General features: G+C 62.9%; 23 protein-coding genes. 11 read left to right on the top strand and 12 right to left on the bottom strand.

Annotated elements, in window-relative coordinates:
• Window positions 1-9 precede the first annotated feature (9 nt).
• Complete coding sequence (locus ATI14_RS12480) at window positions 10-1,029, bottom strand: Glu/Leu/Phe/Val dehydrogenase family protein (protein WP_016974595.1); 1,020 nt, start codon at window positions 1,027-1,029, stop codon at window positions 10-12.
• Window positions 1,030-1,216: 187 nt separating this feature from the next.
• On the opposite strand from ATI14_RS12480, the gene ATI14_RS12475 reads away from it, so the two are divergent.
• Window positions 1,217-2,020 (top strand): SirB1 family protein, encoded by an 804-nt coding sequence (locus ATI14_RS12475; protein WP_016974594.1) that lies wholly within the window; start codon window positions 1,217-1,219, stop codon window positions 2,018-2,020.
• Between the two features lie 20 nt (window positions 2,021-2,040).
• Here ATI14_RS12475 and ATI14_RS12470 read toward each other — a convergent pair whose 3' ends face one another.
• The 4 genes from ATI14_RS12470 to hmgA form a co-directional block, all read right to left on the bottom strand.
• Window positions 2,041-3,411 (bottom strand): MFS transporter, encoded by a 1,371-nt coding sequence (locus ATI14_RS12470; protein ID WP_016974593.1) that lies wholly within the window; start codon window positions 3,409-3,411, stop codon window positions 2,041-2,043.
• Window positions 3,412-3,548: 137 nt separating this feature from the next.
• Window positions 3,549-4,193 (bottom strand): maleylacetoacetate isomerase, encoded by a 645-nt coding sequence (maiA, locus tag ATI14_RS12465; protein WP_016974592.1) that lies wholly within the window; start codon window positions 4,191-4,193, stop codon window positions 3,549-3,551.
• Between the two features lie 12 nt (window positions 4,194-4,205).
• Window positions 4,206-5,492 (bottom strand): fumarylacetoacetase, encoded by a 1,287-nt coding sequence (gene fahA, locus ATI14_RS12460; protein WP_016974591.1) that lies wholly within the window; start codon window positions 5,490-5,492, stop codon window positions 4,206-4,208.
• Window positions 5,493-5,494: 2 nt separating this feature from the next.
• Complete coding sequence (hmgA, locus tag ATI14_RS12455) at window positions 5,495-6,778, bottom strand: homogentisate 1,2-dioxygenase (protein WP_016974590.1); 1,284 nt, start codon at window positions 6,776-6,778, stop codon at window positions 5,495-5,497.
• A 120-nt stretch (window positions 6,779-6,898) separates the two neighbouring features.
• On the opposite strand from hmgA, the gene ATI14_RS12450 reads away from it, so the two are divergent.
• The gene (locus tag ATI14_RS12450) at window positions 6,899-7,678 is read left to right on the top strand and encodes an IclR family transcriptional regulator (RefSeq protein ID WP_016974589.1); all 780 of its coding nucleotides are present in this window, start codon (window positions 6,899-6,901) and stop codon (window positions 7,676-7,678) included.
• Between the two features lies 1 nt (window position 7,679).
• Here the strand turns inward: ATI14_RS12450 and dacB are convergent, their stop codons facing one another.
• The 7 genes from dacB to ATI14_RS12410 form a co-directional block, all read right to left on the bottom strand.
• Entirely contained in the window at window positions 7,680-9,131 is a 1,452-nt protein-coding gene (gene dacB, locus ATI14_RS12445; protein ID WP_031320488.1) for a D-alanyl-D-alanine carboxypeptidase/D-alanyl-D-alanine endopeptidase, read from the bottom strand.
• 226 nt (window positions 9,132-9,357) lie between these two features.
• Window positions 9,358-11,772 carry a TonB-dependent siderophore receptor gene (locus tag ATI14_RS12435; RefSeq protein ID WP_016974588.1) on the bottom strand — a complete coding sequence of 805 codons (2,415 nt, stop codon included), beginning with the start codon at window positions 11,770-11,772 and terminating at the stop codon, window positions 9,358-9,360.
• A 109-nt stretch (window positions 11,773-11,881) separates the two neighbouring features.
• Window positions 11,882-12,817, bottom strand: a complete 936-nt coding sequence (locus ATI14_RS12430) for a glutathione S-transferase family protein (RefSeq protein WP_016974587.1) — start codon at window positions 12,815-12,817, stop codon at window positions 11,882-11,884.
• A 75-nt stretch (window positions 12,818-12,892) separates the two neighbouring features.
• Window positions 12,893-13,168 (bottom strand): GIY-YIG nuclease family protein, encoded by a 276-nt coding sequence (locus ATI14_RS12425; RefSeq protein ID WP_016974586.1) that lies wholly within the window; start codon window positions 13,166-13,168, stop codon window positions 12,893-12,895.
• Window positions 13,169-13,205: 37 nt separating this feature from the next.
• Window positions 13,206-13,676 carry a nuclear transport factor 2 family protein gene (locus tag ATI14_RS12420; protein ID WP_016974585.1) on the bottom strand — a complete coding sequence of 157 codons (471 nt, stop codon included), beginning with the start codon at window positions 13,674-13,676 and terminating at the stop codon, window positions 13,206-13,208.
• A gap of 222 nt (window positions 13,677-13,898) precedes the next feature.
• Complete coding sequence (locus ATI14_RS12415; RefSeq protein WP_016974584.1) at window positions 13,899-14,534, bottom strand: response regulator; 636 nt, start codon at window positions 14,532-14,534, stop codon at window positions 13,899-13,901.
• A gap of 179 nt (window positions 14,535-14,713) precedes the next feature.
• The gene (locus ATI14_RS12410) at window positions 14,714-15,514 is read right to left on the bottom strand and encodes a response regulator (RefSeq protein ID WP_016974583.1); all 801 of its coding nucleotides are present in this window, start codon (window positions 15,512-15,514) and stop codon (window positions 14,714-14,716) included.
• 355 nt (window positions 15,515-15,869) lie between these two features.
• Here ATI14_RS12410 and ATI14_RS12405 point away from each other — a divergent pair, with 355 nt between their 5' ends.
• From ATI14_RS12405 to ATI14_RS12365, 9 genes are all read left to right on the top strand, one after another.
• Window positions 15,870-16,499, top strand: a complete 630-nt coding sequence (locus tag ATI14_RS12405; RefSeq protein WP_016974582.1) for a DUF1120 domain-containing protein — start codon at window positions 15,870-15,872, stop codon at window positions 16,497-16,499.
• Window positions 16,496-17,137: a DUF1120 domain-containing protein gene (locus tag ATI14_RS12400; RefSeq protein ID WP_016974581.1), complete on the top strand. Its 642-nt coding sequence runs from the start codon at window positions 16,496-16,498 to the stop codon at window positions 17,135-17,137. Before ATI14_RS12405 ends, ATI14_RS12400 begins: the two co-directional genes overlap by 4 nt.
• A gap of 40 nt (window positions 17,138-17,177) precedes the next feature.
• The gene (locus tag ATI14_RS12395; RefSeq protein WP_016974580.1) at window positions 17,178-17,792 is read left to right on the top strand and encodes a DUF1120 domain-containing protein; all 615 of its coding nucleotides are present in this window, start codon (window positions 17,178-17,180) and stop codon (window positions 17,790-17,792) included.
• A 37-nt stretch (window positions 17,793-17,829) separates the two neighbouring features.
• On the top strand, window positions 17,830-18,450 hold the full coding sequence (locus tag ATI14_RS12390; protein ID WP_016974579.1) for a DUF1120 domain-containing protein: 621 nt from the start codon (window positions 17,830-17,832) through the stop codon (window positions 18,448-18,450).
• A gap of 104 nt (window positions 18,451-18,554) precedes the next feature.
• The gene (locus tag ATI14_RS12385; RefSeq protein ID WP_016974578.1) at window positions 18,555-19,157 is read left to right on the top strand and encodes a DUF1120 domain-containing protein; all 603 of its coding nucleotides are present in this window, start codon (window positions 18,555-18,557) and stop codon (window positions 19,155-19,157) included.
• A 2-nt stretch (window positions 19,158-19,159) separates the two neighbouring features.
• The gene (locus ATI14_RS12380; protein ID WP_165448240.1) at window positions 19,160-19,909 is read left to right on the top strand and encodes a fimbria/pilus chaperone family protein; all 750 of its coding nucleotides are present in this window, start codon (window positions 19,160-19,162) and stop codon (window positions 19,907-19,909) included.
• Between the two features lie 126 nt (window positions 19,910-20,035).
• On the top strand, window positions 20,036-22,483 hold the full coding sequence (locus ATI14_RS12375; RefSeq protein WP_016974576.1) for a fimbria/pilus outer membrane usher protein: 2,448 nt from the start codon (window positions 20,036-20,038) through the stop codon (window positions 22,481-22,483).
• Window positions 22,484-22,494: 11 nt separating this feature from the next.
• Window positions 22,495-23,622, top strand: a complete 1,128-nt coding sequence (locus tag ATI14_RS12370; protein WP_016974575.1) for a DUF1120 domain-containing protein — start codon at window positions 22,495-22,497, stop codon at window positions 23,620-23,622.
• Between the two features lie 10 nt (window positions 23,623-23,632).
• Window positions 23,633-24,268, top strand: coding sequence for a DUF1120 domain-containing protein (locus ATI14_RS12365; protein WP_016974574.1), 636 nt, complete (start codon window positions 23,633-23,635; stop codon window positions 24,266-24,268).
• Window positions 24,269-24,290: the final 22 nt, after the last annotated feature.

Below are 24,290 nucleotides of genomic sequence, written 5' to 3'. Positions count from 1 at the left end.
ATGCCTGGGTTATTTGTAGAGCAGGCGCTCGGCCAGCTCATCCGCTACACGGGCGGGGGAGCGTTTTTCAGCCTGGGCGTGGGCGAAGATCTCAGTGAGGCGCGTGCCGATATTCGACAGGTGGGCGGTGATGCCTGGCAGTTCGGCACCGCCGTGTTTGAGCGCCACGTAGATCAAGCCGCCGGAGTTGATCACGTAATCCGGGGCGTAAAGGATGCCGCGCCTTTCCAACTGGTCGGCGATGTCCAGGTTGGTCAGTTGTGCGCTGGCCGAACCCGCCACCGCCGCGCAACGCAATTGGCCGACGGTGTGGCGGTTGAACACCGCGCCAAGGCCGCAGGGCGCAAGGATGTCGCACGGCGTACTGAGCAAGGCGTCGTTGGCGATGGGGTGTGCGCCGAGTTGTTCCATGGCCAGTTGCACCTTGCCGTGGTCGATGTCGCTGACCAGCAGTTCAGCGCCCGCTGCATGCAGCTGTTCGGCGAGGGCAAAGCCGACGTTGCCCAGGCCCTGAACGGCCACGCGCAGGCCTTCGAGGTTGTCGCTGCCCAGCCGCGCCATGGCGGTGGTGCGGATGCCAGTGAATACGCCCATGGCCGTGTGGGAAGACGGGTCGCCGGCGGCGGTGGTGCTGGTGACGAAACGGGTGTGCTGGGCGATGCAGTCCATGTCCGCCACCGAGGTGCCGCTGTCGATGGCGGTGACGAAGCGGCCATCGAGTTTTTCCACACAACGACCGAAGGCTTCAAACAACGCCGCCCGGCTTTCCACATGCACCGGGCGAATGATCACTGCCGTACCTCCGCCCACCGGCAGGCCCGCCAGGGCGGCTTTGTAGCTCATGCCCTGGGCCAGGCGCGCGGCGTCGGCCACGGCACTTTCGTCGTCGGGGTAAGCAAGGTAGCGACAACCGCCCAAGGCGGGGCCCAGGCGGCTGTTATGAATGGCTATGACCGCCTTCAGCCCGGTAGCCGGGTCGATGCTCAGGTGCAGCGATTCAAGGCGGGTGCTGTGCATGAGAGCAAACATCGTCAAGCTCCCGAATCACTTCTGGTAGAGGCCCAAGTATAGGCTTGCGGGAGAAAACTGCCGGAGCACGCTGGAATAAGCCGCGCGGTTTCGCGGGCTACGCGACATAAGCAGGTGGGATATTTCTTAAGATGCTGGACGAAATTTCACAGCGAGGCTAAAACGGGGGCATCCGCCGGAGAATGCAATGAATCCCCGCACCGCCTTTTTCGCCTGCCTGCAACGCTCACCCCCTGCGCTGTTTGAAGCCGCGCTGTGGATTGCCGCCGAGCACGACCCAAGCGTGCAGCCGCCCCTGATCCTGCAAGAGCTGCTGGTGCTGCAACAACAGGTGAGCGTGGGCATGCCGATGTTGCCGGCCGATGAACTCGGCCAACCTTTGCTGCGCCGCTTGAATGACCTGGGGTTTGCCCAGGACGACTTTACGCCACTGCGCCCTGCCGCCGCCCTGCTCGACAAGGTGTTGCAACGCAAGCGCGGGCAGCCGTTGGTGATGGGGCTGATTGCGCTGGAGATGGCGCGACGCCTCAACATTCCCATGGTGGGCGTGAACTTCCCCGGGCATTTTTTGCTGCGAGTACCCGGCGCCGATCACCTGCTTGACCCCTGCGGCGGACGGCGTCTGTACCCGAACGATTGCCGCGAGTTGCTGCACCGGCAATACGGGCCAAACCTCAAGCTTCAGGCCGACCATTTGCTCACCGCCGAACCCCGCGCGATTTTGCAGCGGCTGTCACGCAACCTGCGCCAGTTGCACCTTTCCAACGATGCCCCGCTCGACGCGCTGATCGATGCCGAGCGCGTGCTGGAACTGGGCAACGCCAGCGCTGCCGATTACCTGGCACGCGCCAGCCTGTACCAGCGCCTGGACTGCCCGAGCGCCGAACGCTTCGACCTGGAACATGCCTTGCTGCTCAGCGAAGACCCGATCCAGCGCCTGCGCCTGACCGAGCGGCTGGGGCATTTGCCGCCCAATTCAGTGGTGCACTGACAAGTGGGAGCTGCAGTGAATCAGTGATGCGAAGGAGCCTTGAGGATATCTCCATGCAGCGGGTTCTGCGGCGCCACGCTCCCCGGCGAACGCACTTGAATAATCAACAACGCCGCCATCACCGCCGGAATCGCGCAGAAGAAAAAGATCTGCTCCACCGGAATGTGCATCGCCAGCAGCATGCTGCCAAACAGCGGCCCGAGGATTGAGCCAAATCGCCCCACGCCCAATGCCCAGCCGGTGCCGGTGGCGCGCACGTGAGCCGGGTAGAAGTTGCTGGCAAAGGCATTGAGCGTCAGTTGGCCACCAATGATGCAAAACCCCGCGGCAAACACAAAAGCCACCAGATAACGCGGGTTGTCGTGGTTCAGACCGAGCAAAATGGTGCACACCGCCGCCGCCGCCAGCACGCCGGACAACAGCCGAACCTTGCTTTTGAGGCGGTCGGCAAACCAGGCCATGCCGATGGCGCCCAGGGTACCGGCGAACAGGAACATCGAGGTCACCAGGTTGGCTTCTTTCAAGGCCAGACCGCTTTCCAGCAACAGTGACGGCAGCCAGCTGATCATGAAATACAGCAGGATCAAGCTGACAAAAAAGGTCGCCCAGATCAGCACGGTCGGGCGCGCGTAACCGTTGCGGAACAGTTCCACCACCGTGAGTTTGCTGCCCTGCTCGCGCGCGTTTTCCGCCTCGCTGGCCAACGGTGGCTGCCAGCCTGGCAACATGCGCGCGGTGACTTTTTGCAGTCGCGAATACGGCGGCGCATCCCGCAACAAACGCGGCAGGGATTCCGGCAGCAGCCACACCAAAAACGGAAACAGCAACAAAGGCGTCACGCCGCCCGCCAGGAACACCGCCTGCCAGCCGTAGCCTTCGATAAAGCCTGCCGCCACAAAGCCACCCGCCGCGCCACCGAACGAAAAACCACACGCCGCCAACGTGACCATCAATGTACGCATGCGCGGTGGTGAATATTCCGACATCAACGCCATGGCGCTCGGCATCGCGCCGCCCATGCCGATGCCGCAGATAAACCGTGCGGCCATCAAGGTGGTCAGCGAATTGGCGAACACCATCAGCACCGTGAGGCTGGCGTAGATCAGCACGCAACCGAGCAGAATGCGCCGCACGCCAAAGCGGTCGGCCAGGGGCGTCACCAGTAGAGAGCCCAATGTCAGCCCCAACAGGTTGGCGCTGAATACCGGGCCGAACGCAGCCTTTTCCAGGCTCCAGTCCTTGGCCAAGGCCGGCACCACATAACCGAGTACTTGGGCATCGTAGCCATCGGTTACCAGCAGCAGCGCCAGCAACAGAAGGATCAACCACTGATAGCGCGACACCGGACGGGCGTCGAGTGCCGCGCGAAAGCTGGCAATCTGATTGTGCATCGCAAGGTACCTATTATTTTTATAAGCATGACGCCGATCAAAATGTGGGAGCTGGCTTGCCTGCGATGACGGAGTGCCAGTCAGTGGATAATCAACTGACAGACCGCTATCGCAGGCAAGCCAGCTCCCACATTGATTTAGGGTGTGGCAGGGGTATCCGGTTGGTTGGCGGGATGCGCCTGCACAAACGCCGGATGTTGGGCCGCCAATGCCGCCACGCGTCCAATGCGCGGGTACGCGGCCAGCGACACCTTGAAGCGCTCCGCCGCATATAACTGCGGAATCAGAAACGCGTCAGCCATCCCCGGCGCCTCACCAAAGCAAAACCCTTTATCGCCAATCAACTGCTCAACGGCGCCCAGGCCCTGGCTGATCCAGTGCCCGATCCACTCCAGCAACTGCGCCTCATCGTGCCCCCACTGACGCAGCAGGTTCTGCGTGCTGGAGTTGTGCAGCGGATGAATGTCACAGCCAATGATCGATGCCACTGCGCGCTCGTGGGCACGGATCGCCAGGTCTTTGGAGAGCAGCGGCGCCTGTGGATAACGTTCGTCGAGGTACTCGATGATCGCGGGCGACTGAATCAGCAACTCGCCTTCATCGGTGCGCAACGCTGGCACACGACCCTGCGGGTTGATCGCCAGGTACTCGGGCTGCCGATTGGCGCCGCCCGGCGGCACCAGCAGGTTGACCGGTATCGCGTCGAAATCCAGCCCTTTGAGCGCCAGGGCGATACGCACCCGGTACGATGATGTGGAGCGGTAATAGGTATAGAGTTCCATCGCCCTGCCCTCTTAGCGCGCCGCGACCACAGTGCCACGGCATTCGCCGAAGCCGATGGAGGCAAACCCTTCACGGCTGCAACGGGCCCGCAGGATGATTTCGTCGCCGTCTTCGAGAAACTTGCGCACCTCGCCCGAGGCCAGTTCGATCGGCTTTTTACCGCCCTCGGTGATTTCCAGCAGGCTGCCGAATTGACCGGGTTGCGGGCCGGACAAGGTGCCCGAACCGAACAGGTCGCCGGCCTGCAACTGGCAGCCGTTGACGCTGTGGTGCGCAACCATTTGCGCCACGGTCCAGTACATGTGCCGGGTATTGCTCAGGGTCAGGCGATGAGCGGGCAGGTTCTGCTCACGCATGGAGGCGGTGGTCAGCAGCACTTCCAGTTCGATGTCAAAGGCACCGGCTTTCTGGTCACGGTTATCCAGCAAATACGGCAGTGGCTGCGGGTCGCCTTCGGGGCGCGCCGGTTGCGCTTGGCGGAACGGCTCCAATGCTTCGGCGGTGACGACCCACGGCGAAATGCTGGTGATGAAACTTTTCGACAGAAATGGTCCCAGCGGCTGGTATTCCCAGGCCTGAATGTCACGCGCAGACCAGTCATTGAGCAGGCAGAAACCGGCGATGTGGTCGGCGGCGTCGCCGATGGCAATGGCGTCGCCCATGGCATTGCCCTGGCCGATCCAGATGCCCAGTTCCAACTCGTAATCCAGGCGAGCGCATGGGCCAAACGTCGGCTCGGTTTGCCCTGCCGGCAGCGTTTGGCCTTTGGGGCGACGCACATCCGTGCCCGATGGACGAATGGTGGACGCGCGGCCGTGGTAGCCGATCGGCACGTACTTGTAGTTAGGCAGCAGGGGATTATCCGGGCGGAACAGTTTGCCGACGTTCTGCGCATGCTCGATGCCGACGTAGAAGTCGGTGTAGTCGCTGATTTTCGCCGGCAAATGCATCTGACAATCGGCGGCGCGGTGCAGCACCTGAGCCTCGCGGGTGTGCAGCTTGCTGCCCTCGGCGAGCAGTTCGAGCAGGCGCTCGCGCAAGGCTACGCGCGGGCCACGGCCCAACTCGAAAAACGCGTTCAGCTGGCCACCGGCGGTGGCTTCGACGGCGCGGCGCGCTTCACCGTCAAACTCATCCAGCGCGGCATGCAGGTCGAGGATGGCGTCGCCAATGGCCACGCCACTGCGCGGCGCCGAGCCATTGATGCTGAACACGCCCAGCGGCAGGTTCTGCAGGGGGAAATCGCGGTGACCGTTGGCGGAGGTCACCCAGCTGCGGGTCGGTGTGGGCTCAGTCATGGTTATCTCCGGTTCGGGTTGAAGGTGGCGGGCAGCGAGGCCCAGCACGCGTCGTAAGAGGGTTGCAGTTGCGGGCATTCGAGGGCGAACTGCGTGGGGCGAAGCACCTGGCTGGTCTCGAACATGAAGGCCATGGTGTTGTCGATCTTGTGCGGCGCCAGGTCGACATTGATCGCTTTGGTGCAGGTCTCGCCGTCCGGACCGTGGGCGCTCATGCAGCTGTGCAGCGACGCGCCGCCGGGCAGGAAGCCTTCGGCCTTGGCGTCGTAGGCGCCCTGGATCAGGCCCATGTATTCGTTCATCAGGTTGCGGTGGAACCACGGCGGCCGGAAGGTGTTTTCGGCCACCATCCAGCGCGGCGGGAAGATCACGAAGTCGAGGTTGGCCAGGCCGTGGGTACTGGTCGGCGAGGTCAATACGGTGAAGATCGACGGGTCCGGGTGATCGAAACTCACGGTGCCGATGGTGTTGAAACGGCGCAGGTCGTATTTGTACGGCACGTTATTGCCGTGCCAGGCGACCACGTTCAGCGGCGAATGGTCCAGCTCGCAGGCCCAGAGTTCACCGAGGAATTTCTGCACCAGCAATGTAGGTTTTTTCACATCTTCGTAGTGGGCAACCGGCGAGAGAAAGTCACGCGGGTTGGCCAGGCCGTTGCTGCCGATAGGCCCCAGGTCCGGCAGACGCAGCGGCGCACCGTGGTTTTCGGCAACATAGCCGCGCGCCTGGGCATCGAGCAATTCGACGCGGAATTTCAAGCCTCTCGGCAGCACCACAATGTCCAGCGGCGCCACTTCAAGCACGCCCAATTCGGTGGCGATGCGCAGGCGGCCCTGCTCGGGAACGATCAGCAGTTCACCGTCGGCATTGAAGAACACGCGCTCCATCGAGCGATTCGCGCGGTAGTTGTAGATGCTGATGCCTGAAGGCTTTTCCGACGCGGAGTTGGCAACCATGCCGACGAGGCCGTCGATAAAGTCCGTCGCTTCAGTCGGCATTTCCAGCGGGTTCCAGCGCAGTCGGTTCGGCGTCACGGCGCCCAGTGGTCCACCGGCCAGCTGCCGCTCAAGTCTTGCAAACGCCGGGTGATTGGCCGATGGCTGAATGCGGTACAGCCAGGTGCGGCGGGCTTCACTGCGCGCCATGGTGAAGGCGGTGCCGGAGAACAGTTCGGTATAGAGACCGTAGGGGGCCTTTTGCGGGGAGTTCTGGCCGACGGGCAGCGCGCCGGGCAAGGCTTCGCTGGCGAATTCATTGCCGAAGCCCGACAGGTATTCGAGGTTCATGGATCATCCTCTGTACAGAAGTTGTTTTTATCGTAATCCAGTTACGCATAACGTAATTTGATCACTATCGACCGTCAAGCTATAAAGACGCCCATTCATCTCTCGGATTCTCGCCCCTCCATGGAAAAGCCCCGCGACACCGGTAAACAGAAAGTCCGCTCGGCCGAAGTGGGCACCGACATCCTCAAGGCGCTGGCCGAACTCTCGCCCGCAACGTCCTTGTCGCGCCTGGCCGACCACGTGCAGATGCCGGCGAGCAAGGTGCATCGCTATCTGCAGGCATTGATCGCTTCGGGGTTTGCCGAACAAAACGCCGCCACCAACCATTACGGCCTGGGCCGCGAAGCCTTGCGCGTGGGGTTGGCCGCGCTGGGCAGCATGGACGTGCTGAAAGTCGGCGCGATGCCCCTGGCGGAGCTGCGCGATGAATTGAACGAAACCTGCTTCCTGGCGGTGTGGGGCAACCAGGGCGCGACGGTGGTGCAGATCGAGCCGGCGGTGCGCGCGGTCACGGTGGTGACGCAATTGGGTTCAGTGCTGCCGCTGCTCAGTTCGTCCACCGGGCTGGTGTTCAGCGCCTATCTGCCGTCGCGGGAAACCGTGGAGTTGCGTGAGCGCGAGATCCAGGCCGGCACCGCCCACGCGCTCGCGGACGACCAGGCCTACGCCAGCGCCTGCGAGCAAATCCGCAGCCGTGGCCTGCATTTTGTGCATGGTTTGCTGATGCCCGGCGTTGATGCGTTGTCGGCGCCGGTGTTCAACGCGGTCGGGCAAGTGGCGGCGGTGATGACGGTGGTCGGCCCCACCTCGCTGTTCCACGCAGACGAAGATGGCCCAGCAGCGCAGCAGTTGCTGGCAGCGACCCGGGCCGTAAGCTGGCGTATGGGCTACCAGCCCTGAATCAATCGCCCCATCGTGACAAGGCCAGCGCCACGCGGTTTTCCACGGCTTTGACCTGCGCGCCTGCCACCACATAGTTATTGCTGATCATCGAGAACACCAACCGGCGCCCGTGGGCGTCGGTGATGTAACCGCTCAACGACGACACGCCGCCCATGGAGCCGGTCTTGGCATGCAGGTTGTTTTGCACAGGCGTGCCGCGCAGGCGATAGCGCAGGCTGCCGCCGGTCATGCGGTCGGTGTTGCCGGCAATCGGCAACGCGTTGTACCAGGCGTTGAACCATGGCTGTTTGTTCGCCGCGAGCAGCACGTCAGTGAGCGTCTGCGACGACACCAGGTTAAGCCGCGACAACCCCGAACCATCCACCTGATTCAAGGTGGCGGTGTCCAGCCCCTGACGCTTGAGGAACCCGGCCACCGCCACCGCGCCCGCCGCCGCCGTGCCGCTGTTGGACGCCTTGCGCCCCATGGCCTTGAGCAAGGCTTCGGACATGTTGTTGTTCGACAGTTTGAGCAATGGCGTGATCAGCTCCTGCAACGGCGCCGACTGATGCTCGGCCAGCACGGTGACGGCCACCGGGGTTGCGCCGCCGATGATCCGCCGCCCGGCCACACTGATCCCCTGCTGCGCCAAGGCCTGTTCAAACAGGTTGGCGACCAGTTGCGTCGGCTCCCATACGCTGATCAATTGTTGGCTTTGCTTGCCGGGCACCACCGCGCCGCTCAGTTGCAGCAGGTTGGTGCCGTGGCGCCGGTTGATCGCGTAAGTGTTGCCCGGCCCGCTGATGGCGCGGTTGCTCAGTTGCAGGTAATCGGTGGGCGGGAAAATCTCCACACTCACCGGCTGACCGCCGCGTACCGGTGCCTTGGCCGTGACCAGCACGGTGCCGGCGTCGAAATCGGTGTTGGGCGACACGGTCAACGCCGAAATCTGCGCGCCGTAATAGGTGCTTTCGTCGTCGTGGGACCAGTCCACACCCAGCCGCTCGGCGTCAAACCAGGTGTCGTCGAACACCAGGTCGCCCTGCACCTGGCGGATGCCCTGGCTGGCGAGTTGTGCGGCGAGTGCCTGATAGTCGGCGAACTGGAGGGTCGGGTCACCCAGGCCACGCAGGTACAAGTTGCCCGTCAGACGATCGCCCTGGCGGATGCCGTTGCTCAGCAATTGCGTGGCGAAACGGTATTGCGGGCCCAGCACATCCATGGCGGCGGCGGTGGTCAGCAACTTGAGGTTGGAGGCCGGCACCAGCCGCGTGCGCGGGTTGTGTTGATACAGCGTTTTGCCGCTTTGCGCATCGCGCACCGTCAGCGACACCGTGGCGCCGTGCAACGCCGGGTCGGCAAGCAGTTGGTCCAGCGAGGTTGAGGTGCGCGAAACACTTGCGCAGCCTCCCAGTAAAAAACTCAAGCCCACCAGCATTGCGCCGGTGTGCATCCATTTGCCCAACTGCATCAGTAACGTTTTCCCACAGAGCGTTTAGTGGCAGCAACGCTACCAGCTCTGCCTCCTTGTGGCGAGCGGGCTTGCCCCGCGTTGGGGCGCGAAGCGGCCCCTCCCCCAGACGCTGAGTTTTGCCTGACAGTATGCGGTGGCTTTATTGGGGCGGCTCCGCCACCCAACGCGGGGCAAGCCCGCTCGCCACAACTAGCCCGGTCGCCACAACAGCACCGCCGCCAGGTTAGAACGTGAGGGTGCTGGAGACCGACACCTGCCGCGCATCTCCGATCGACACAAACTGGGTGTTCACCGAGGAGGTGTAATACGTGCGATCAAACAGGTTCTTCACGTTGAGCTGGAACTTGACCTTCTGTCCGTCCACCTTGGTGTCATAACTGGCGAACGCATCGGCCACGGTGTAGCTCGGCAGTTCGAAGCTGTTGGCCGCGTCCCCTGCCCGCTCGCCGACATAACGCGCACCGGCACCGACGCGCAGTTGGTCGCCGCCCAGGATGCTGCCGAAGTCGTAGACGGCCGACAGCGAACCGGTATTTTTCGCCACGTTCTGCAGGCGGTTGCCCTTGAGCGTCGGGTCTTCGGTGACCTCGGCGTCGGTGTAGGCGTAGCTGCCGATCAGGCTCCATTTGTCGGTCAACTGACCGCTGGCGTCCAGTTCCAGGCCGCGCGAGCGGACTTTGCCCGCCACGCTGTAGACAGCCGCCAGGCCGTCGCCGACCTGCACCAGCACGTTACGTTTTTCGATGTTGAACAACGCCGCGCTTGCGGTGATGCGCCCCGGCATATCGAACTTGGTGCCCAGCTCCCAGGCCTTGGATTGCTCCGGCTCCAGGCTGCCGTCCAGCACGCTTTTGTTGGCCAGCGGTGCGATGGTGGAGTTGGGTTTGAACGACTCGGTGTAGCTGCCGTAGAACGACAATTCATCGGTGTAGCGGTACACCAGCCCTGCACGCGGTACCCACTTCTGGCCGTTGCCATCGGTGTTGGCGGTGAAGGGCACGCCCTTGCCGGCGTATTGGTCGTACATCTGGTAGCGTGCGCCGCCCACCAGAATCCACTGGTCGTTCAGGTGAATGGCGTCCTGGAAGAACAGCGAGTCGCTGCGCAACTGGTCCATCTGGTTGCTGTCCGGCGCACTGACCTTGGTACCGGCCACTTCGTTGCCGTACACCGGGTCGTTGTAGTTGAAGGTGCCACGCGGCGCCTGGCGAATCAGGTCGGCGCGGTAGATTTTGCGGTACTCGTCGTCCAGGCCGAACACCAGGTCATGCTGCATCCCGGCGGCATTGACCTTGCCTTCGAGGCTGGCCGTGGCGAAGCGGTCGGTGGTCAGCGCGCCCTGGGTGCCGTCCATGCTGCGGGTCAGGGTGCCGTTGGTGTTGACCTTGACCACACGCACCTGGCTGGCGTCGTAGGTTTCGCGGTTCCAGCTGTAGCCGAAGTGGGCTTTCCAGTCGTCATTCAAGTCGTGATCGACTTCCAGGCGGTACAGGTCGGAACGCCCTTCCATGTTGTTGAACGGCTCATCCAGACGGCGGGTCGCGGGGATGTTCAGCGGGTGGTTGGTCTTGGGGTCGATGGCGGTGCCACGGTCGAATGGCGAAAGAAACTCGCGGTGCTCATAGGCAGCCACCACCTTGGTGGTGTCGCCATACCAGGCCAGGGACGGCGCCACCAGCGTCTCGCGGTGAGTGCCGTAGTTACGCCAGTAATCTTCGTCTTCATGGTCGACGATCAGGCGATACGCCAGGCCGCTGTCGCCAATGGGCCCGGTGGTGTCGAGGTTGCCGCCGCTGCCATTCTTGCCGTCGCCGAAGGTCGAGCCGCGCGCCGTCAGGGAAGTGGATTGCACCAGTTCAGGCTTTTTGCTGACGATATTGACCACGCCCCCCGGGTCCTGAATGCCATACAACAACGACGAAGGCCCCTTGAGCACTTCGACGCGCTCGGCGGTGGAGTTGAGCGCCCGGCCCTGCACCACAGGCATGCCGTCCTGCATGATCGAGCCGTTACGGTTGTCGCCAAAGCCGCGCAGCATCACCGCGTCCTGAGTGCTGCCGAGGGTGTTGGCCTGGGTGATGCCACTGATGTTGCCCAGGGCGTCGTCCAGGTTGCGCGGCTGTTGATCGCGCAGCACTTGGGCGGGCACCACGTTGACGGTTTGCGGGGTTTCCAGCAGCAAGCCGTGGGAACGCATGACCGAGCAGGTGGGCGGCGGCTGGTAGCTGGTGGTGTCTTGCGCCGGGTTGGCGCCGCTGATGGTGGTGGCGCCGAGGTTGACGGCACCGTCGGTGGGCACCGGCTCCAGGGCCAGGGTGCGGGCGTCGATCTGGCGGAAGGTAAAGCCCGAGTTGCCCAGCAAGCGTTGCAAGGCCTGGGTTGCGCTCATCTGCCCGCTGACCGCCGGAGCGCTCAAGCCGTACGGCGCTTCATCGGTGTAGATCACGCTGATCCCGGTGACCCGGCTGAAATCCGCCAGAGCCTGAGGCAGCGGCTTGGCTGCCAGGGCAAAGTTGAACTGGGCGCTCTGTTGTTCTTGCGCCTGCGCCACCGCCAGGGGCAGCAACGCCAGCCCCGACACCGCCAATACCGAGGCTCCCAGCCACTGTTTAACCCAACCGCCCGCCGTCGACTTCATGCTCTGAGAACCCGTGTAGAAAACGCTGTTAATGCGAATAGATCGCAGTTTCAAGCACTACACGGTTGGGCGGTGGATTTACCTCACCCCGTTTTGAAAATAATTTTGTTTATTGCGCCTGAATGCGAAAACCCAAGCGTGGGAAATGCACATGCACCGTGCCGCTGCGTTCGCCGTGACGGCGCAGGATCAGCTCTTCACGCCCGGCAAACAGCAACTCGCCGGCGATCGGGTCGACACCGTAGTCCGTCGCGCTGATGGTGACCTGCTGGCCCGGTTTAAAGCCATTGGGATCCACAAAAACCTCATCCGGCAGAGCGGCCGGTGTGGCGTTACGCGCGATCTCCAGCGCCTGCTCGGCGCTCATTTCGCTGGGGGTCCCGTGGCCGAAGCCCAGCACGCGTCCCAACCAGGCAACCGCCGCCGGATACTCGTCCACCAACGGCGCCGTCACTGGCGAGCCTTTGAGAAACCATAACGGGTGCGCCAGGGCAAAGTCGGCAATCGACGGCTCGCCGAACAGAAAATCACCCTGCTCATGCTGCAATTGCTGCTCTACCCTCAGCATGAGCGCGGGCCACTGATGCCGGGCCAACTCGGGCGGGATCTTGTTCGCGGTGCCACCGGTGAACAACCCGACACGGTCGGCGGCCAACGCCTGCAATATTTCAGGCGGCAATTTGGCAAAACGCACCGCCAGCGATTCCGGCTGGAACACCAGGCTTACGGCATGGTGAAACACCACGTTGTCGGCCCAGAAGGCAAACGCCTGGGCATTCATTTCCTGACCGAGTGGAAACAGCGCCGGCGTGGCTTTTTCCTGTTCCAGACGACGGGCGATCAGTGCCGTGTCGCAATAAACGTCTGCGCCAACCTGCAACACGGGCGTTTTGCGATAGCCACCGGTCAATGCGGTCAGATCAGGCTTGGGCAGCATTGGCGGGATATTCACCGAATGCCAGGACAGCCCTTTGAAACCCAACAGCAACCGGGCTTTTTCGGCGAAAGGAGATTGCGGGTAGTGGTGGAGGATCAACTCAGACATGCCAGGCTCCGCTTGAGAAGTGAGCCGCTAGCTTAGCCTGCAAAAATGCCCGTGGGTGTAATTGAAACCCATCAGTCAAATGGATGAGCCGGTTGCCGCCAGGCACTCCTTGGCGCTCTTCTTGAGCTTCTTGATCAGGCGTTCCTGACGCAACGCCTCGCCCTTGCTCGCGCACTGCTCGGTGTACACCAGCGCCACGGCGGGGCTGGACAGGAAGAACCGCGCGCCCTTGCCGCTCTGGTGCATGGCAAAGCGGCGCAACGGGTCGTTGCTGATGCCGCAGTACAGTGAGCCATTGGCGGCGCGTACCAGGTAGACAAACCAGGGTTTGGGTTCAGAAGTGTCAGTCACAGGTCGAGCCGGCAAAACCAGAAGAGCCCCCAGCTTATCAACGACTGGCCTGGAATGCCTTCAAACCACGCAGGGCTTGGGTGCGCACGGCGTTTTTCACCAGCGGTGTCCAACCGAGCAACAGGCCCTTGGTGCCCAAGGCCTGGCGCGACCAGCGCCACAAGTCGAAGCTGTCGTGGTGCTCACAGATCTTGCCGTCGCGAAACACAAAGCGCGCCTGGATATCGTTGACCACCGTGTTGCCGGTGGCGCTGAACAGGTAGGTCGCCACCCAATGTGCGCCGCCGCTGCGCTCATCACTGCGCACGTTATCGAAAGTCAGGGAAAAGTCCTTGGCGCGGGTGGTGAGCATGCGCCACATGTCACTGGCGTCACGGCCGCGCAGCTCACCGAAAGCCGGGTCGCTGAATAGCACATCGTCGGTATAACAGGCCGCCATGGCTTCGGCGTCCAGGCGTTGGAAGGCCTGGTAGAAATGGTTGATCAGGGCGGTGTGGGCATCACTCATGGGCAGGCTCCGTTCGCTGGGGTTATCCGTGTCGCACGATAGTCTGCCCGCGGGCGCAAAGCCATGCCCATTTACCGCGCAAATGAGGTAGATGTGGTGCAGCGCAATCTACTTTTAATCACGCCACAAAGCCTGACCCTTATCTAACAACGGCCTGAACAAACTCAACGAATGATCTTTTAAGCGTGCGAGCCTGCAACTTGATCCTCGACCATCCGTTAACTAAGGCACCATCCCCGTCTCCCGTGCATAGGCGAACAAATCGACATCGGTAGATATACACAGCCGGTGCATCGCCGTGCTCTTTTGTTTGCTGATAGTTGAAATACTGCGATTAACCCGCGCAGCAATCTGGCTGACGGTCATACCGCTGGCGAGCATGCGCACAACCTCCTGTTCCTTGCCGGACAGGGTTGGCGTCTGGGTCGGTTGCGAACCACACACCTGGTCCAATTGCACGCGCAGGCATTCGCTGACGAATTGTCGGCCCTGTACCACGGCATTCAGAGCCTGGGGCAGCTCCCTGGCGGAAGCGCTTTTGGCGATCACGCCGCGCGCGCCATGGCTGAATGCCGCGCGCAGCGTGGCGACATTGGCAAACATGGTCACCAGGATGACCGGTACCGCCGGGTATTTTCGGTTCAACAAACCCAACAGGCCATACCCATCGGCCTGCTGATTTCCCGGCATGGCGAAGTCGGTCACTATCACGTCGCAGGGCACACGGTTGACCAACTCCAACAATTGATCGGGCCCGTCGGCTTCGCCGACCACTTTGCACTTGCCACTTGCCTCGATCACTACCTTTTGCCCAACACGAACAATAGGGTGATCGTCAGCAATAATGATGCGGATCATTGGTTTTTCCATGATGGCAGTTTGAGACTGGCAAAATACCCCGATCGCTTTTCTGCAACAACAGGTAATAACTCATCATTAAGCGCTCTACCCCGTATTTAAAGCACCTCGAACTAATACCTACACAATTAAGAGAAATGGAATACAGAAAAGTACTACACGACAAAGTATGTATTCCTTCAAATTTGCGTAAGATAATTCAGATACCGCTCGACATCGTGGCAGAACATCCTCAATGCCGGAGTATTCATTGCCACGCCGTTTACCCGTACTCGTTTGATCAGGTCCACTGCCCTCGCCTCCAGGCCGCTAGCACCCAAGAACGCAACGCTGCCCACCAACCGGTGCAAACGTTGGGCAGCCATATTCGCGTCCCGGGTGACTTGCGCGTGGGCCAGCACGGCGAGGTCCGCATCGGCCTCCTGCACCAGGCTCAGCAACATCGGCTCCACCACCTCCCACGTGCCGAACGCCGCGATCAAACTGGCGCGACTTGGCAGAGTGCCACCGGGCAAGGCCGCAGGCGTGGCAGAAGTCGATGACTTCGGCGACGACAGCCAGTAGCACAGCACATCGCGCAACTGGGCGAACCCGATGGGCTTGATCAGCCAGCCGTCCATTCCACACGCCACACATTGACGGATCTCTTCCGGTCCGAGCCCCCCCGTCAGCCCTAGCACAATCATGGGCGGCCGCCCCTGGACCTGCTCACGTATCCGCAGCTCTCGAGTCAACGCGTAACCGTCCATGACCGGCATGCGGCAATCACTGATCATCAGGTCGAAACACTCGGTAGTCAGCCGTTTCAGCGCTTCCTGACCATTGCAACAACACTGATAAGCAACGCCGAGTCTTTCGAGCAGCGATCCCAGTAGAAAACGATAAGTCTGGTGGTCGTCCACCACCAAGACACGCACTTGGGGCACATCAATATCAGCAACTGGCTCGCTCGAACCTCGCGCTGGAAAGTGAGCAGGCATGGCGCCCTCTAAAAGGGCGATCAGTTCGCCCGGACTTTTCGCAACAAGACGACGGCCCCAATCCTGATAAAGAGACCCGGGCAATTAAAGATCGCGAAAAATATCCGAATACATAGCCGGCAGCGATACAACAACTACGACAACACCTGATAAAGCCTGTTATTCCAATAACCCCGCCGCCTCCTGTCATTGCCACCCTGTCATTCGTATTAGTTGCATTTCCCGACCTGCGCCCCGGCGATAAATTCTCTCCCGCTTTCCCTGTAACGGCGCGTGCCCTCAATAAATACAAAACCCTGGGCAACTTCACCGCGCCGACCTGCCTCCCTGGCTCTTGCATAGGAATACCGCTCACATGAAAGACTCACTCATCGCCCTCGCCGGCGTTTTGCTGATCGCCCACGGAACGCTCGCGCTGGCCGCAAGCTCCGTGGACCTTTCGGTAAAAGGCGCGATTACGCCGAGCGCCTGCACTCCCAGCCTGAGCAACGGCGGGCTGGTGGACTACGGCAAGATCTCGGCTCAGGACCTGGACCCGACCGGGGTCACCGAACTGCCCAGGACCCTCTTCAAGTTGGCGGTCAATTGCGAAGGTTCGAGCCTGTTCGCGTTGGACGCACAGGACAATCGATCCTCCATCGCAGGTCCCGCCATATCCTTCGTACTGGGGCGGATCAGCCCGACAAACTGGATCGCCACGTATTTTCTGACCATGGAAAACGTGGTCACCGACGACCCCACCGCCTACCCGATCTACTCCCTGGATAACGGCTCGACCTGGATCTACAACTCCGAACGGCAGGTACCGGCCAACACACTCAGTGCTTTTGGTAATCAGACTTCCGGCATACGCGCTCCTGTTCCCCTGACAGATGTCGCGCTGGACCTCATCGTCCAACCCTACATTTTTCCCAAAAGCCAGATCCCGGCAGGCGAAACCATTCCCCTGGACGGGTCCGCCACCTTTGAGCTGCGCTACCTATGAAGGCCTCAACGCTGTGCCGTTGCGGCACGTTCGGCCTCGTGCTCAACCTGGCCTCCGCAGCGTTCGCCGCCAGCAACGTCGACCTGGCGGTACGCGGCATCATCACCCCCAGCGCGTGTACCCCGAGCCTGGCCCAGGAGGGGCTGATCGACTACGGCAAGATCGCCGCCCGCGATCTGAACCGTGAGTCGTTCACCCAACTGCCGCTCACTCAGTTGCCCGCGGCCGTCGACTGTCAGGGCCCGACCCTGTTTGCCTTGAGGCTCACCGATAACCGTGCCGGCTCCAGCGCGGCCGAGCCCTACGGTTTCGGGCTCGGACTGACCAACGCCAGCGAGCGGATCGGCGTGTTCCACACCACCTTGCATAGCCCCTTGGCAGAGAACACGCCCATCACCCAATTGCAGTCATCAGACAACGGCCAAAGCTGGAGCGAGGTTGAAGAGAACGTCGCCTTGCCCCCGCTGCGACTGGCCGCGTTCGGGGACGCTTCTTCCGGCGTCTGGAGCCCGCTGCCGATCCAGGCGCTACGCGTGCAAATACGTGTGAGCACGCTGATCGCACCGGCCCAGGGCCTGACCCTGGATCGTGAAGTGCCACTGGACGGCTCAGCCACGCTGGACCTGATTTACCTGTAGCGCCGTCACCCTTAACCCCAACTTACAAGGACTTGTGCCCATGGATAGACCCACCCTCGCCTTCCTGCTAGCCGCCCTTGCGCCTGGCGCGTTCGCTGCCAGCAGTACGGACCTGAGCGTCTCCGGGACCATTACCCCCAGCGCCTGCGCCCCCGTGCTGTCGAACGGTGGCGTGATCGATCACGGCAAGATGACCGCCAAGGACCTGCAACCCAGCTCCCCCACGTTGCTTGATCCGGCCGAGATGCGCCTTGAAGTGCAGTGCGAGGGTGAGACCTTTTTCACCTTGACCACCGTGGATAACCGCGCGGGCACCTCTGCCATCAACCCGAGGCACCACGGCCTGGGCGTGACCGCCGAGAAAGAGAAATTGGGCAGCGTGGCGTTTTCGCTGTTCGACCCGGTGGCCGATGACAAACCGGTCAAGGTCATCACCTCAAGCAACGGCGGCGCCAACTGGTCCGCTTCGATCTACCTGGGGCATGAAGCACTGACCTCGTTTGCCGCCCTCGACGGCCCCAACACCCCCATCGCCCTGAAAACCCTGAATGCCCGGCTGCGCGCATTCACCATCATCGTGCCCGCCACCGACCTGACCCTGCTCGATGAGGTGCCACTGGACGGCCAGGCCACGCTGCAACTCAAGTACTTGTGACCCTTTTCCCTCTGCTTGCCTTGAAAGGAGCAACACCATGAAAGCCCTGAATGCCCTGATCGCCACCCTGCTGCTCACCGGGACCGGCACTGCCCTGGCCGCCTCCAGCGTGGACCTGACCGTGCGTGGATTGATCACCCCAAGTGCCTGCGAGCCGACGCTGTCCGGCGGCGGCAATGTGGAGATCGGCAAGATTTCGGCCAAGGACCTCAATGCCGCGACAGAAACCCCGCTCGCGGATCACCCCTTGCAACTGACCGTCACCTGTGACGCCGCCACCTTGATGGCCATTGAACCCAAGGACAACCGGGCAGGTTCGGCCTCCGTCGTCGACGACGCTGCCTTCGGCCTGGGCCTGGTCAATGGCGCCGAAAAGCTGGGCTACTTCGCCATGACCATGACCTCGGCGGTGGCCGATGGCGTCGATGTGGGGCCCATTGCTTCGCGAGACAATGGCCTGACCTGGACACGTCTGGTGGCTCTGATCAACAACGGCATCACCTCCGTCGCCGACAGCACCACCGTCGCGCCCGTTCCGGTGCAGTCGCTGGTGGCCGATTTGACTGTCTCGCCCTTCATCGCCCCGGCCAACAGCCTGACCCTGACCGAGGAAGTGCCGATCGACGGTTCGACGACCCTGACCGTCAAATACCTGTAATGGAAAACGGGCGCAGCCTCTTGGGTTGCGTCCAGCGCCGCACTCACGGATGTCCCTCAACACGGTTCCAACATCAGACCATGAACACGCTCCCACGCTGCTTGATGACGCTCGGTCTCTGCCTGACCGCCACCTCCGCCCTGTGTGCCTCGAAGGTCGACGTGACCTTGACCGGCAGCATCACCCCGAGCGCCTGCACACCGGTCCTGTCGCCCAGCGGTATTGTCGACCACGGGCGAGTGCCGGCCCGCTCGCTCAATCAGTACGAGTTCACCGAGCTGCCCCTGCGCACGCTGGACATGAACGTCACCTGCAACCAGCCCGTGCTGTTCGTGCTGGTCGGTGTGGATAACCGTGCCGACTCCTCCGTGGGCCCTGGCTTCTATTACGGCCTGGGCAACAACGTCCATGCCCCGGCTGAACGCCTGGGCTCGGTGGCCCTGGCCATTCGCGAAGCGGTGGGCGATGGCCAACGCACCATTGTGCTGGCCTCCAGCAATCGAGGCCTGACCTGGTTTCCCGAAACCAACGCCTACCCGGACAACTACATGGGCTTTGCGCACCCCGGCACGCTGGTGCCGGACCCGCACAGCGTGCTCACCGCCAAGCTGGAAATCAAAACGTCGATCAACGCCGCCGCCTACCTGACCCTCGACCAAGAGGTGCCGTTGGACGGCTCCATCGTGCTAGACCTGAGGTATCTGTAGTCATGCTCCCCTTCCCTTGCGTTGCCAAAATAATTACACGGGTGTTCAACCTGGTTCGCTATGCCTGTCTCTACCTTGCCGCGCTGGCGCTGACGTTGTGGGGCCCCACCCTTGTGCTCGCCGATGGCATGGTGCCGGACACTTCGGTGGTGATCGTCAATGAGGCCGATGGCGAAGCCTCGGTGTCGGTGACCAACACCGACGCCAAGCTCGCCTTGCTGCACGTCACCCTCGAAGACATTCCCGAAGACCCGGCGCCACTGCTGTTTGTCACGCCGCCGCTGACACGGGTCGAGCCGTCCAAGAGCCAGTTGATCCGTTTCATCCTGCAATCGGCCACGCCACTGACCACCCAGCGCTTGAAACGGGTGATCTTCGAAGGCATGCCTCAGGGCCGTGCCGAAGGCCAGGCCGGGCATGCGCGAGTGGGCGTGACGGTGCGCCAGAACCTGCCGGTGATTCTGCACCCCAAGGGGCTCGCACCGAATCGCACGCCCTGGACCGGCTTGGTCTGGAGCCTGAAGAACCAGCAACTGAGTGTGAATAACCCGACGCCCTACGTGGTCCGCCTGGCTCAGGAATTGACCTTGCTGCCCGGCAAAGGCTCGGCGTTGCTGCCGCGCACCTATGTGCTGCCCGGCGAGACCTTGAGCGTGGCCGCCAGCCAGGCCCAGGCCAGCACCGTGCAGATGCAACCGGCCACCGTCTACGGGTTTGCAGTGGCGCCTTACGAAGCACCGATCACCCTTTGATCGCAGCGCCGGCGGGCCGAATGCCGGCGCCCTGATAACGAAGTGGCCTCCCATTGAAGGTCACCAGGAGCTCTCCCGTCGCGAAGGATTGACGCGGGCCTGCCTCCACTTATTCGAGTACGACTTGTGAGCACAGTTATAACTGATCGCGACGGCGAAGCCGTGCCTGGCGTTTCATCACCCCGGGCGCGCCAATGGCTGGCGGGCGTTGCGCTGAGCCTGGGCACCGTGCTGCCAACGGCTGCCGCCCTGGCCGATGAACGCGCCGGCTCATTTGATCCGCAAACCCTGGCCCAACGCGGCATTGACCCGCAATTGGCCAACCTGTTGCTGGAGGCCCCGCGCTTCACGGCCGGGCGCCATGCCCTCAACCTCAGCGTAAACGGCCAGCGACGTGGGCGGGTCGATGTGGTGTTCAACGGGCAGGGCGTGCTGTGTTTCAACCAGCCTCTGCTGGATGCGGGCCACTTGCGCGTACCGCCCGACAATGCCGAATGCCATGCCTTTCTCGAGGCCTACCCGCAGACCGTGATCGAGCAGGACCCGGCCACCCTCAGCCTGTCGCTGGTCGTGCCCACCGATGCGCTGCGTCCGACCGTGCGCGATGTGTCCGGCTACCAGACCGGCGGGTTCGCCGGGCTGCTGAACTATGACCTGAGCGGCCTGTACAACGAATTCGGCGACGACACTAGCCGTTTCGGCTCGGCCAATACCGAGGTCGGTTTCAACGCCGGTGACTGGATCGTACGCAGTCGCCAGGTGCGCACCTGGCAAGACAAGGTGTCGCGCACTACCCACCTGGATGCCTACGCCCAGCGTACCTTCGCCGAACAGCAAGCGGTGTTCCAGGCCGGGCAGATCAACCTCTACAACCCGGTACTGGCCGGCGCACAGATCACCGGGGCCCAGGTACTCACCGAGACGGCCCTGCAGGACCAGAACCAGGGCGCCACCATCACCGGCATCGCCAACAGCCCGGCCCAGGTAGAGATCCGTCAGAACGGTACGTTGATTCATTCCACCGTGGTGCCGGCAGGGCCGTTCTCCCTCACCGATGTACGGCGCCTGAACAGTCGCTCCGATGTGGAAGTCACGGTCAAGGAAAGCAGCGGCGAAGAACGTCGCTTCACCGTGCCCGCCGCCATGCTTGGCCTCGGCTTGCCGGCGCCGGGTTACTCGGTGGCGGCGGGACGCGTGCGCAAGCTCGGCGCCGGTGAAGGCGCCGAACCCTGGGTGGTCAGTGGTGGCTGGAGCGGTGCATTGCACCCACAGGTCAGCGTGGGCGCCGGTGTACTGGGCGCCGAGGATTACCGCGCGGCGGGTGCCAGCCTGGCCTGGCTGCCGTGGCAGGACAGTCAGTTCCAGGCCTCATCCCAAGCGGCCCAGGCCACCCGCAACGGTAACGAGCAGGGCGTGCAAACCGATCTGTCGTGGTCCCAACGCCTGGGCGAACGTTGGGCCATCACCACGGCCGGCTCCTGGCGCAGCCTTGGCTACCGGGACCTCGAGGACTCTACCTACACCACCGAAACCCGTGAGCAACGCCGCTCCCGCTATCGCGATCAGCAAAGCGCCACGGCGTCCTGGTCACACCCGATGCTCGGTGCATTCAGCGCCGGGATCTCGCGCTCGTCCTCGTTTACCGGTGAGAGCAGCAGCCGCGCGCTGGCGTCGTGGGGCACCAGTTTTGGACGTGTTTCGGTGTCCGCCAGCGCCGAGTGGCAAGTGGGCGGCCGCCAGCAGAGCGATGACAGTGTGTACCTGAACATCAGCGTGCCTCTGGGCGAGAGCCGCCGCGGTCGTGCCTGGGCGCGCAATGCCGGAGGCGATCACCGCATCGGAGCCGGGGTCAGCGAACAGATCAACGACCAGTTGAGCTACCAGGTGGGCGTTGAACGTGACAGCCGCGACCGTGAGGTGGAGTCATCCATCGGTGTCTCGACGCTGCCGTATTACAGCCAGTTGGACTTCAACTACACCCGCAACAATCAGGAACGCTCCAGCTATCAAGGTGGCGCACGCGGTGGCGTGGTGTTGCACGGCGAGGGGCTGACTTTTTCGCCCTACCCGGTGCGCGAGACCTTTGCGCTGATGTCGGTAGGCGACATGGCCGGCATCAAGGTCAGCACCCCCAGTGGCCCGGTGTGGACCGACTGGCAAGGCCAGGCCGTGGTGTCGCAGCTCAGCCCTTACGGCCGCAGCCCGGTGGAAGTGCACACCCGCTCGCTGCCGCGCAACGCCGACATCAGCAACGGCCTGGCCGTGCTGTCGGCCGGACGTGGCGCCGTAGACAAGGTCAAGTTCGGCGTGGCCCTCACACGCCGCGCGCTGTTGAACGTGACCGACGCCAAGGGCCAACCCCTGCCGCGTGGCGCCGCCATCAGCACCGCCGACGGCGAGTTCGTGACCCTGGTTCAGGAAGGCAGCCAAGTGTTCCTGCCGGACGTGCTGGACCGTCGCGAACTGTGGGTCAGCGCCCCCGGCCGGCCTCGCTGCCGCCTGGATTTCGACCTGCCCGAACGGGGCGATCCCGAGGTGTATTACGAAACCGCACCGGCGCGGTGCCTGCCATGAGGAACTTAACCATGGGCCTGAAACCTGCCTTGTTGTCCGCCAGCCTGTTGCTGGGCGCAAACGCCTGGGGCATGGATGAGTGCCAGTTGAACCTGAGCGAAACCGCCGTGGATTTCGGCCTCGTAAACCGGGCGGTATCGCCGGTAGCCGTGGCCGAGCACCTGTTGGGCGAACGGCGCCTGAGCCTGACGCTGAACTGCCCCACGCCCACTGACTTGAGCCTGTTCTATCGCGGGCTGGCAGCCGGCACCGAGCGCTTCCAATTCAGCAGCCGTGGCAGTTACAGCCTGAGGGCCAGCGACGCCTTGCTCGACGGCCAGCCCGTGGAGTTGGGCCTGGTGCCCGGCAGCGGCCAGCCGCCGGTGAGCAGCGCAACAACCCTGCGCTGGCGCCCCGAACACGGCATCGTGCCGATGCGTGCCGGCGTGCCGGTCAGCGGGCGCAGCTTGTCGTTGCAACTGGAGGTCAGCGCCTGGGCCAGGCAAGACGCCCTGCGCGTCAGCGATACCGTCACCTGGGACACCAGCGGCGTGGTCGATGCAATCCACACGGGACGCTCGCGGGAGTTGCGCCTGCAAGCCCGCTTCGCCCCTGCGGCTTGTACGCCGAGCCTGTCCAACGGCGGCACAGTGGCGTTCGGCAAGTTATCGGTGATGGACCTGAACGTCGACAAAGAGACGGCCCTGCCCGCACGACCACTGGTGGTCAGCGTGGCTTGCGACGCTCCGACCGCGTTCAGCCTGCGCCTGCAGGACAACCGCCAAGGCTCGGCCACCGGGCCGGGAGACGACAGCACCTACGGCCTGGGACTCGACGCCCAACAACAAAAAATCGGCCGCTACCGGTTGGTCTTCGACCCTGCGCGCACCACCGCCGACAGTTTTCCCGCGCTTTATCGAACCGATTCCCCCACCGGCACCACACCCTGGAGCAGCGCGAGCGCCAACCCGTTGGCGATTGGCGCCAGCCGTTTCCTGGGGTTCAGCACCAGCGTCGGCAACACCAGCGGCCCCGTGCCCATTCAGCAAATGAGCGCCACCACAAGCCTGGAAGCGGTGATCGCACCACTGGGCACGCTGGACCTGGGCAGCGAAGTGCGCCTCGACGGCGCCGCCACCCTCGAACTCAACTACCTCTAGGAGCCTTCCCATGAAGCACCTTCTGATTGCCTTGGCATTGTTGTCGGGCACTGCGCACGCCGCCTCCACCGTTGACCTGGCCGTCACCGGCCTGATCACGCCCATGGCCTGCACGCCGCTGCTGTCCGGCGGTGGGCTGGTCGACTTCGGCAAGATCTCGCGCAATGACCTCAACCTCACCAATGGCACGCGCCTGCCCCACAAGTACCTGACCCTCACCGTCAACTGCAACGCGCCCGGCCGCTTCGCCCTGCGCATGCGCGACAACCGCGACGGCACGGCCCACGTCAACAGCGAGATTTTCTACGGCCTGGGCCTGGACACCAGCGGCAACAAGATCGGCGTGTACTCGGTGAGCTTCGACCCCAGGCAAACCGTAGTCGATGACCTGGCCGTGGTGTACGGCACCGAATCCACCACCGGCGGATTGGCCTGGCGCATGGCGAACCTCAATCCCATCGATGTCGGCTCGCGCAGCCTGCTCGGTTTCACCGACGTGGTCGGCAGCACCGCCGGCCCGTCGGCCATCCAGACGCTGACCAGCACCCTGAAGCTGGAAGCCACGATCAACGCCCGGCAGAACCTGGACCTCAGCGTGGAAACGCCGATGGACGGGTCGGCCACGTTGGAAGTTGTGTACCTGTAATTCGCGTTTTTTCCCCAACCCT

Origin of the sequence: Pseudomonas tolaasii NCPPB 2192 (assembly GCF_002813445.1) — a bacterium.
GTDB classification, from domain to species: Bacteria; Pseudomonadota; Gammaproteobacteria; order Pseudomonadales; family Pseudomonadaceae; genus Aquipseudomonas; species Aquipseudomonas tolaasii.
Note: the sequence above shows the minus strand (reverse complement) of the source record. Positions and strands in the feature narration are given on the sequence as shown.

Coding starts and splice junctions, on each gene's coding strand:
- maiA (WP_016974592.1), bottom strand. CDS start 4,193: ATGGAACTCTATACCTATTACCGCTCCACATCATCGTACCGGGTGCGT.
- ATI14_RS12410 (WP_016974583.1), bottom strand. CDS start 15,514: ATGCCTGCTCACTTTCCAGCGCGAGGTTCGAGCGAGCCAGTTGCTGAT.
- ATI14_RS12365 (WP_016974574.1), top strand. CDS start 23,633: ATGAAGCACCTTCTGATTGCCTTGGCATTGTTGTCGGGCACTGCGCAC.
- dacB (WP_031320488.1), bottom strand. CDS start 9,131: ATGCAGTTGGGCAAATGGATGCACACCGGCGCAATGCTGGTGGGCTTG.
- ATI14_RS12390 (WP_016974579.1), top strand. CDS start 17,830: ATGAAAGCCCTGAATGCCCTGATCGCCACCCTGCTGCTCACCGGGACC.
- ATI14_RS12480 (WP_016974595.1), bottom strand. CDS start 1,029: ATGTTTGCTCTCATGCACAGCACCCGCCTTGAATCGCTGCACCTGAGC.
- ATI14_RS12415 (WP_016974584.1), bottom strand. CDS start 14,534: ATGATCCGCATCATTATTGCTGACGATCACCCTATTGTTCGTGTTGGG.
- fahA (WP_016974591.1), bottom strand. CDS start 5,492: ATGACTGAGCCCACACCGACCCGCAGCTGGGTGACCTCCGCCAACGGT.
- ATI14_RS12430 (WP_016974587.1), bottom strand. CDS start 12,817: ATGTCTGAGTTGATCCTCCACCACTACCCGCAATCTCCTTTCGCCGAA.
- ATI14_RS12470 (WP_016974593.1), bottom strand. CDS start 3,411: ATGCACAATCAGATTGCCAGCTTTCGCGCGGCACTCGACGCCCGTCCG.
- ATI14_RS12395 (WP_016974580.1), top strand. CDS start 17,178: ATGGATAGACCCACCCTCGCCTTCCTGCTAGCCGCCCTTGCGCCTGGC.
- ATI14_RS12370 (WP_016974575.1), top strand. CDS start 22,495: ATGGGCCTGAAACCTGCCTTGTTGTCCGCCAGCCTGTTGCTGGGCGCA.
- ATI14_RS12435 (WP_016974588.1), bottom strand. CDS start 11,772: ATGAAGTCGACGGCGGGCGGTTGGGTTAAACAGTGGCTGGGAGCCTCG.
- ATI14_RS12380 (WP_165448240.1), top strand. CDS start 19,160: ATGCTCCCCTTCCCTTGCGTTGCCAAAATAATTACACGGGTGTTCAAC.
- ATI14_RS12400 (WP_016974581.1), top strand. CDS start 16,496: ATGAAGGCCTCAACGCTGTGCCGTTGCGGCACGTTCGGCCTCGTGCTC.
- ATI14_RS12475 (WP_016974594.1), top strand. CDS start 1,217: ATGAATCCCCGCACCGCCTTTTTCGCCTGCCTGCAACGCTCACCCCCT.
- ATI14_RS12450 (WP_016974589.1), top strand. CDS start 6,899: ATGGAAAAGCCCCGCGACACCGGTAAACAGAAAGTCCGCTCGGCCGAA.
- hmgA (WP_016974590.1), bottom strand. CDS start 6,778: ATGAACCTCGAATACCTGTCGGGCTTCGGCAATGAATTCGCCAGCGAA.
- ATI14_RS12385 (WP_016974578.1), top strand. CDS start 18,555: ATGACGCTCGGTCTCTGCCTGACCGCCACCTCCGCCCTGTGTGCCTCG.
- ATI14_RS12405 (WP_016974582.1), top strand. CDS start 15,870: ATGAAAGACTCACTCATCGCCCTCGCCGGCGTTTTGCTGATCGCCCAC.
- ATI14_RS12420 (WP_016974585.1), bottom strand. CDS start 13,676: ATGAGTGATGCCCACACCGCCCTGATCAACCATTTCTACCAGGCCTTC.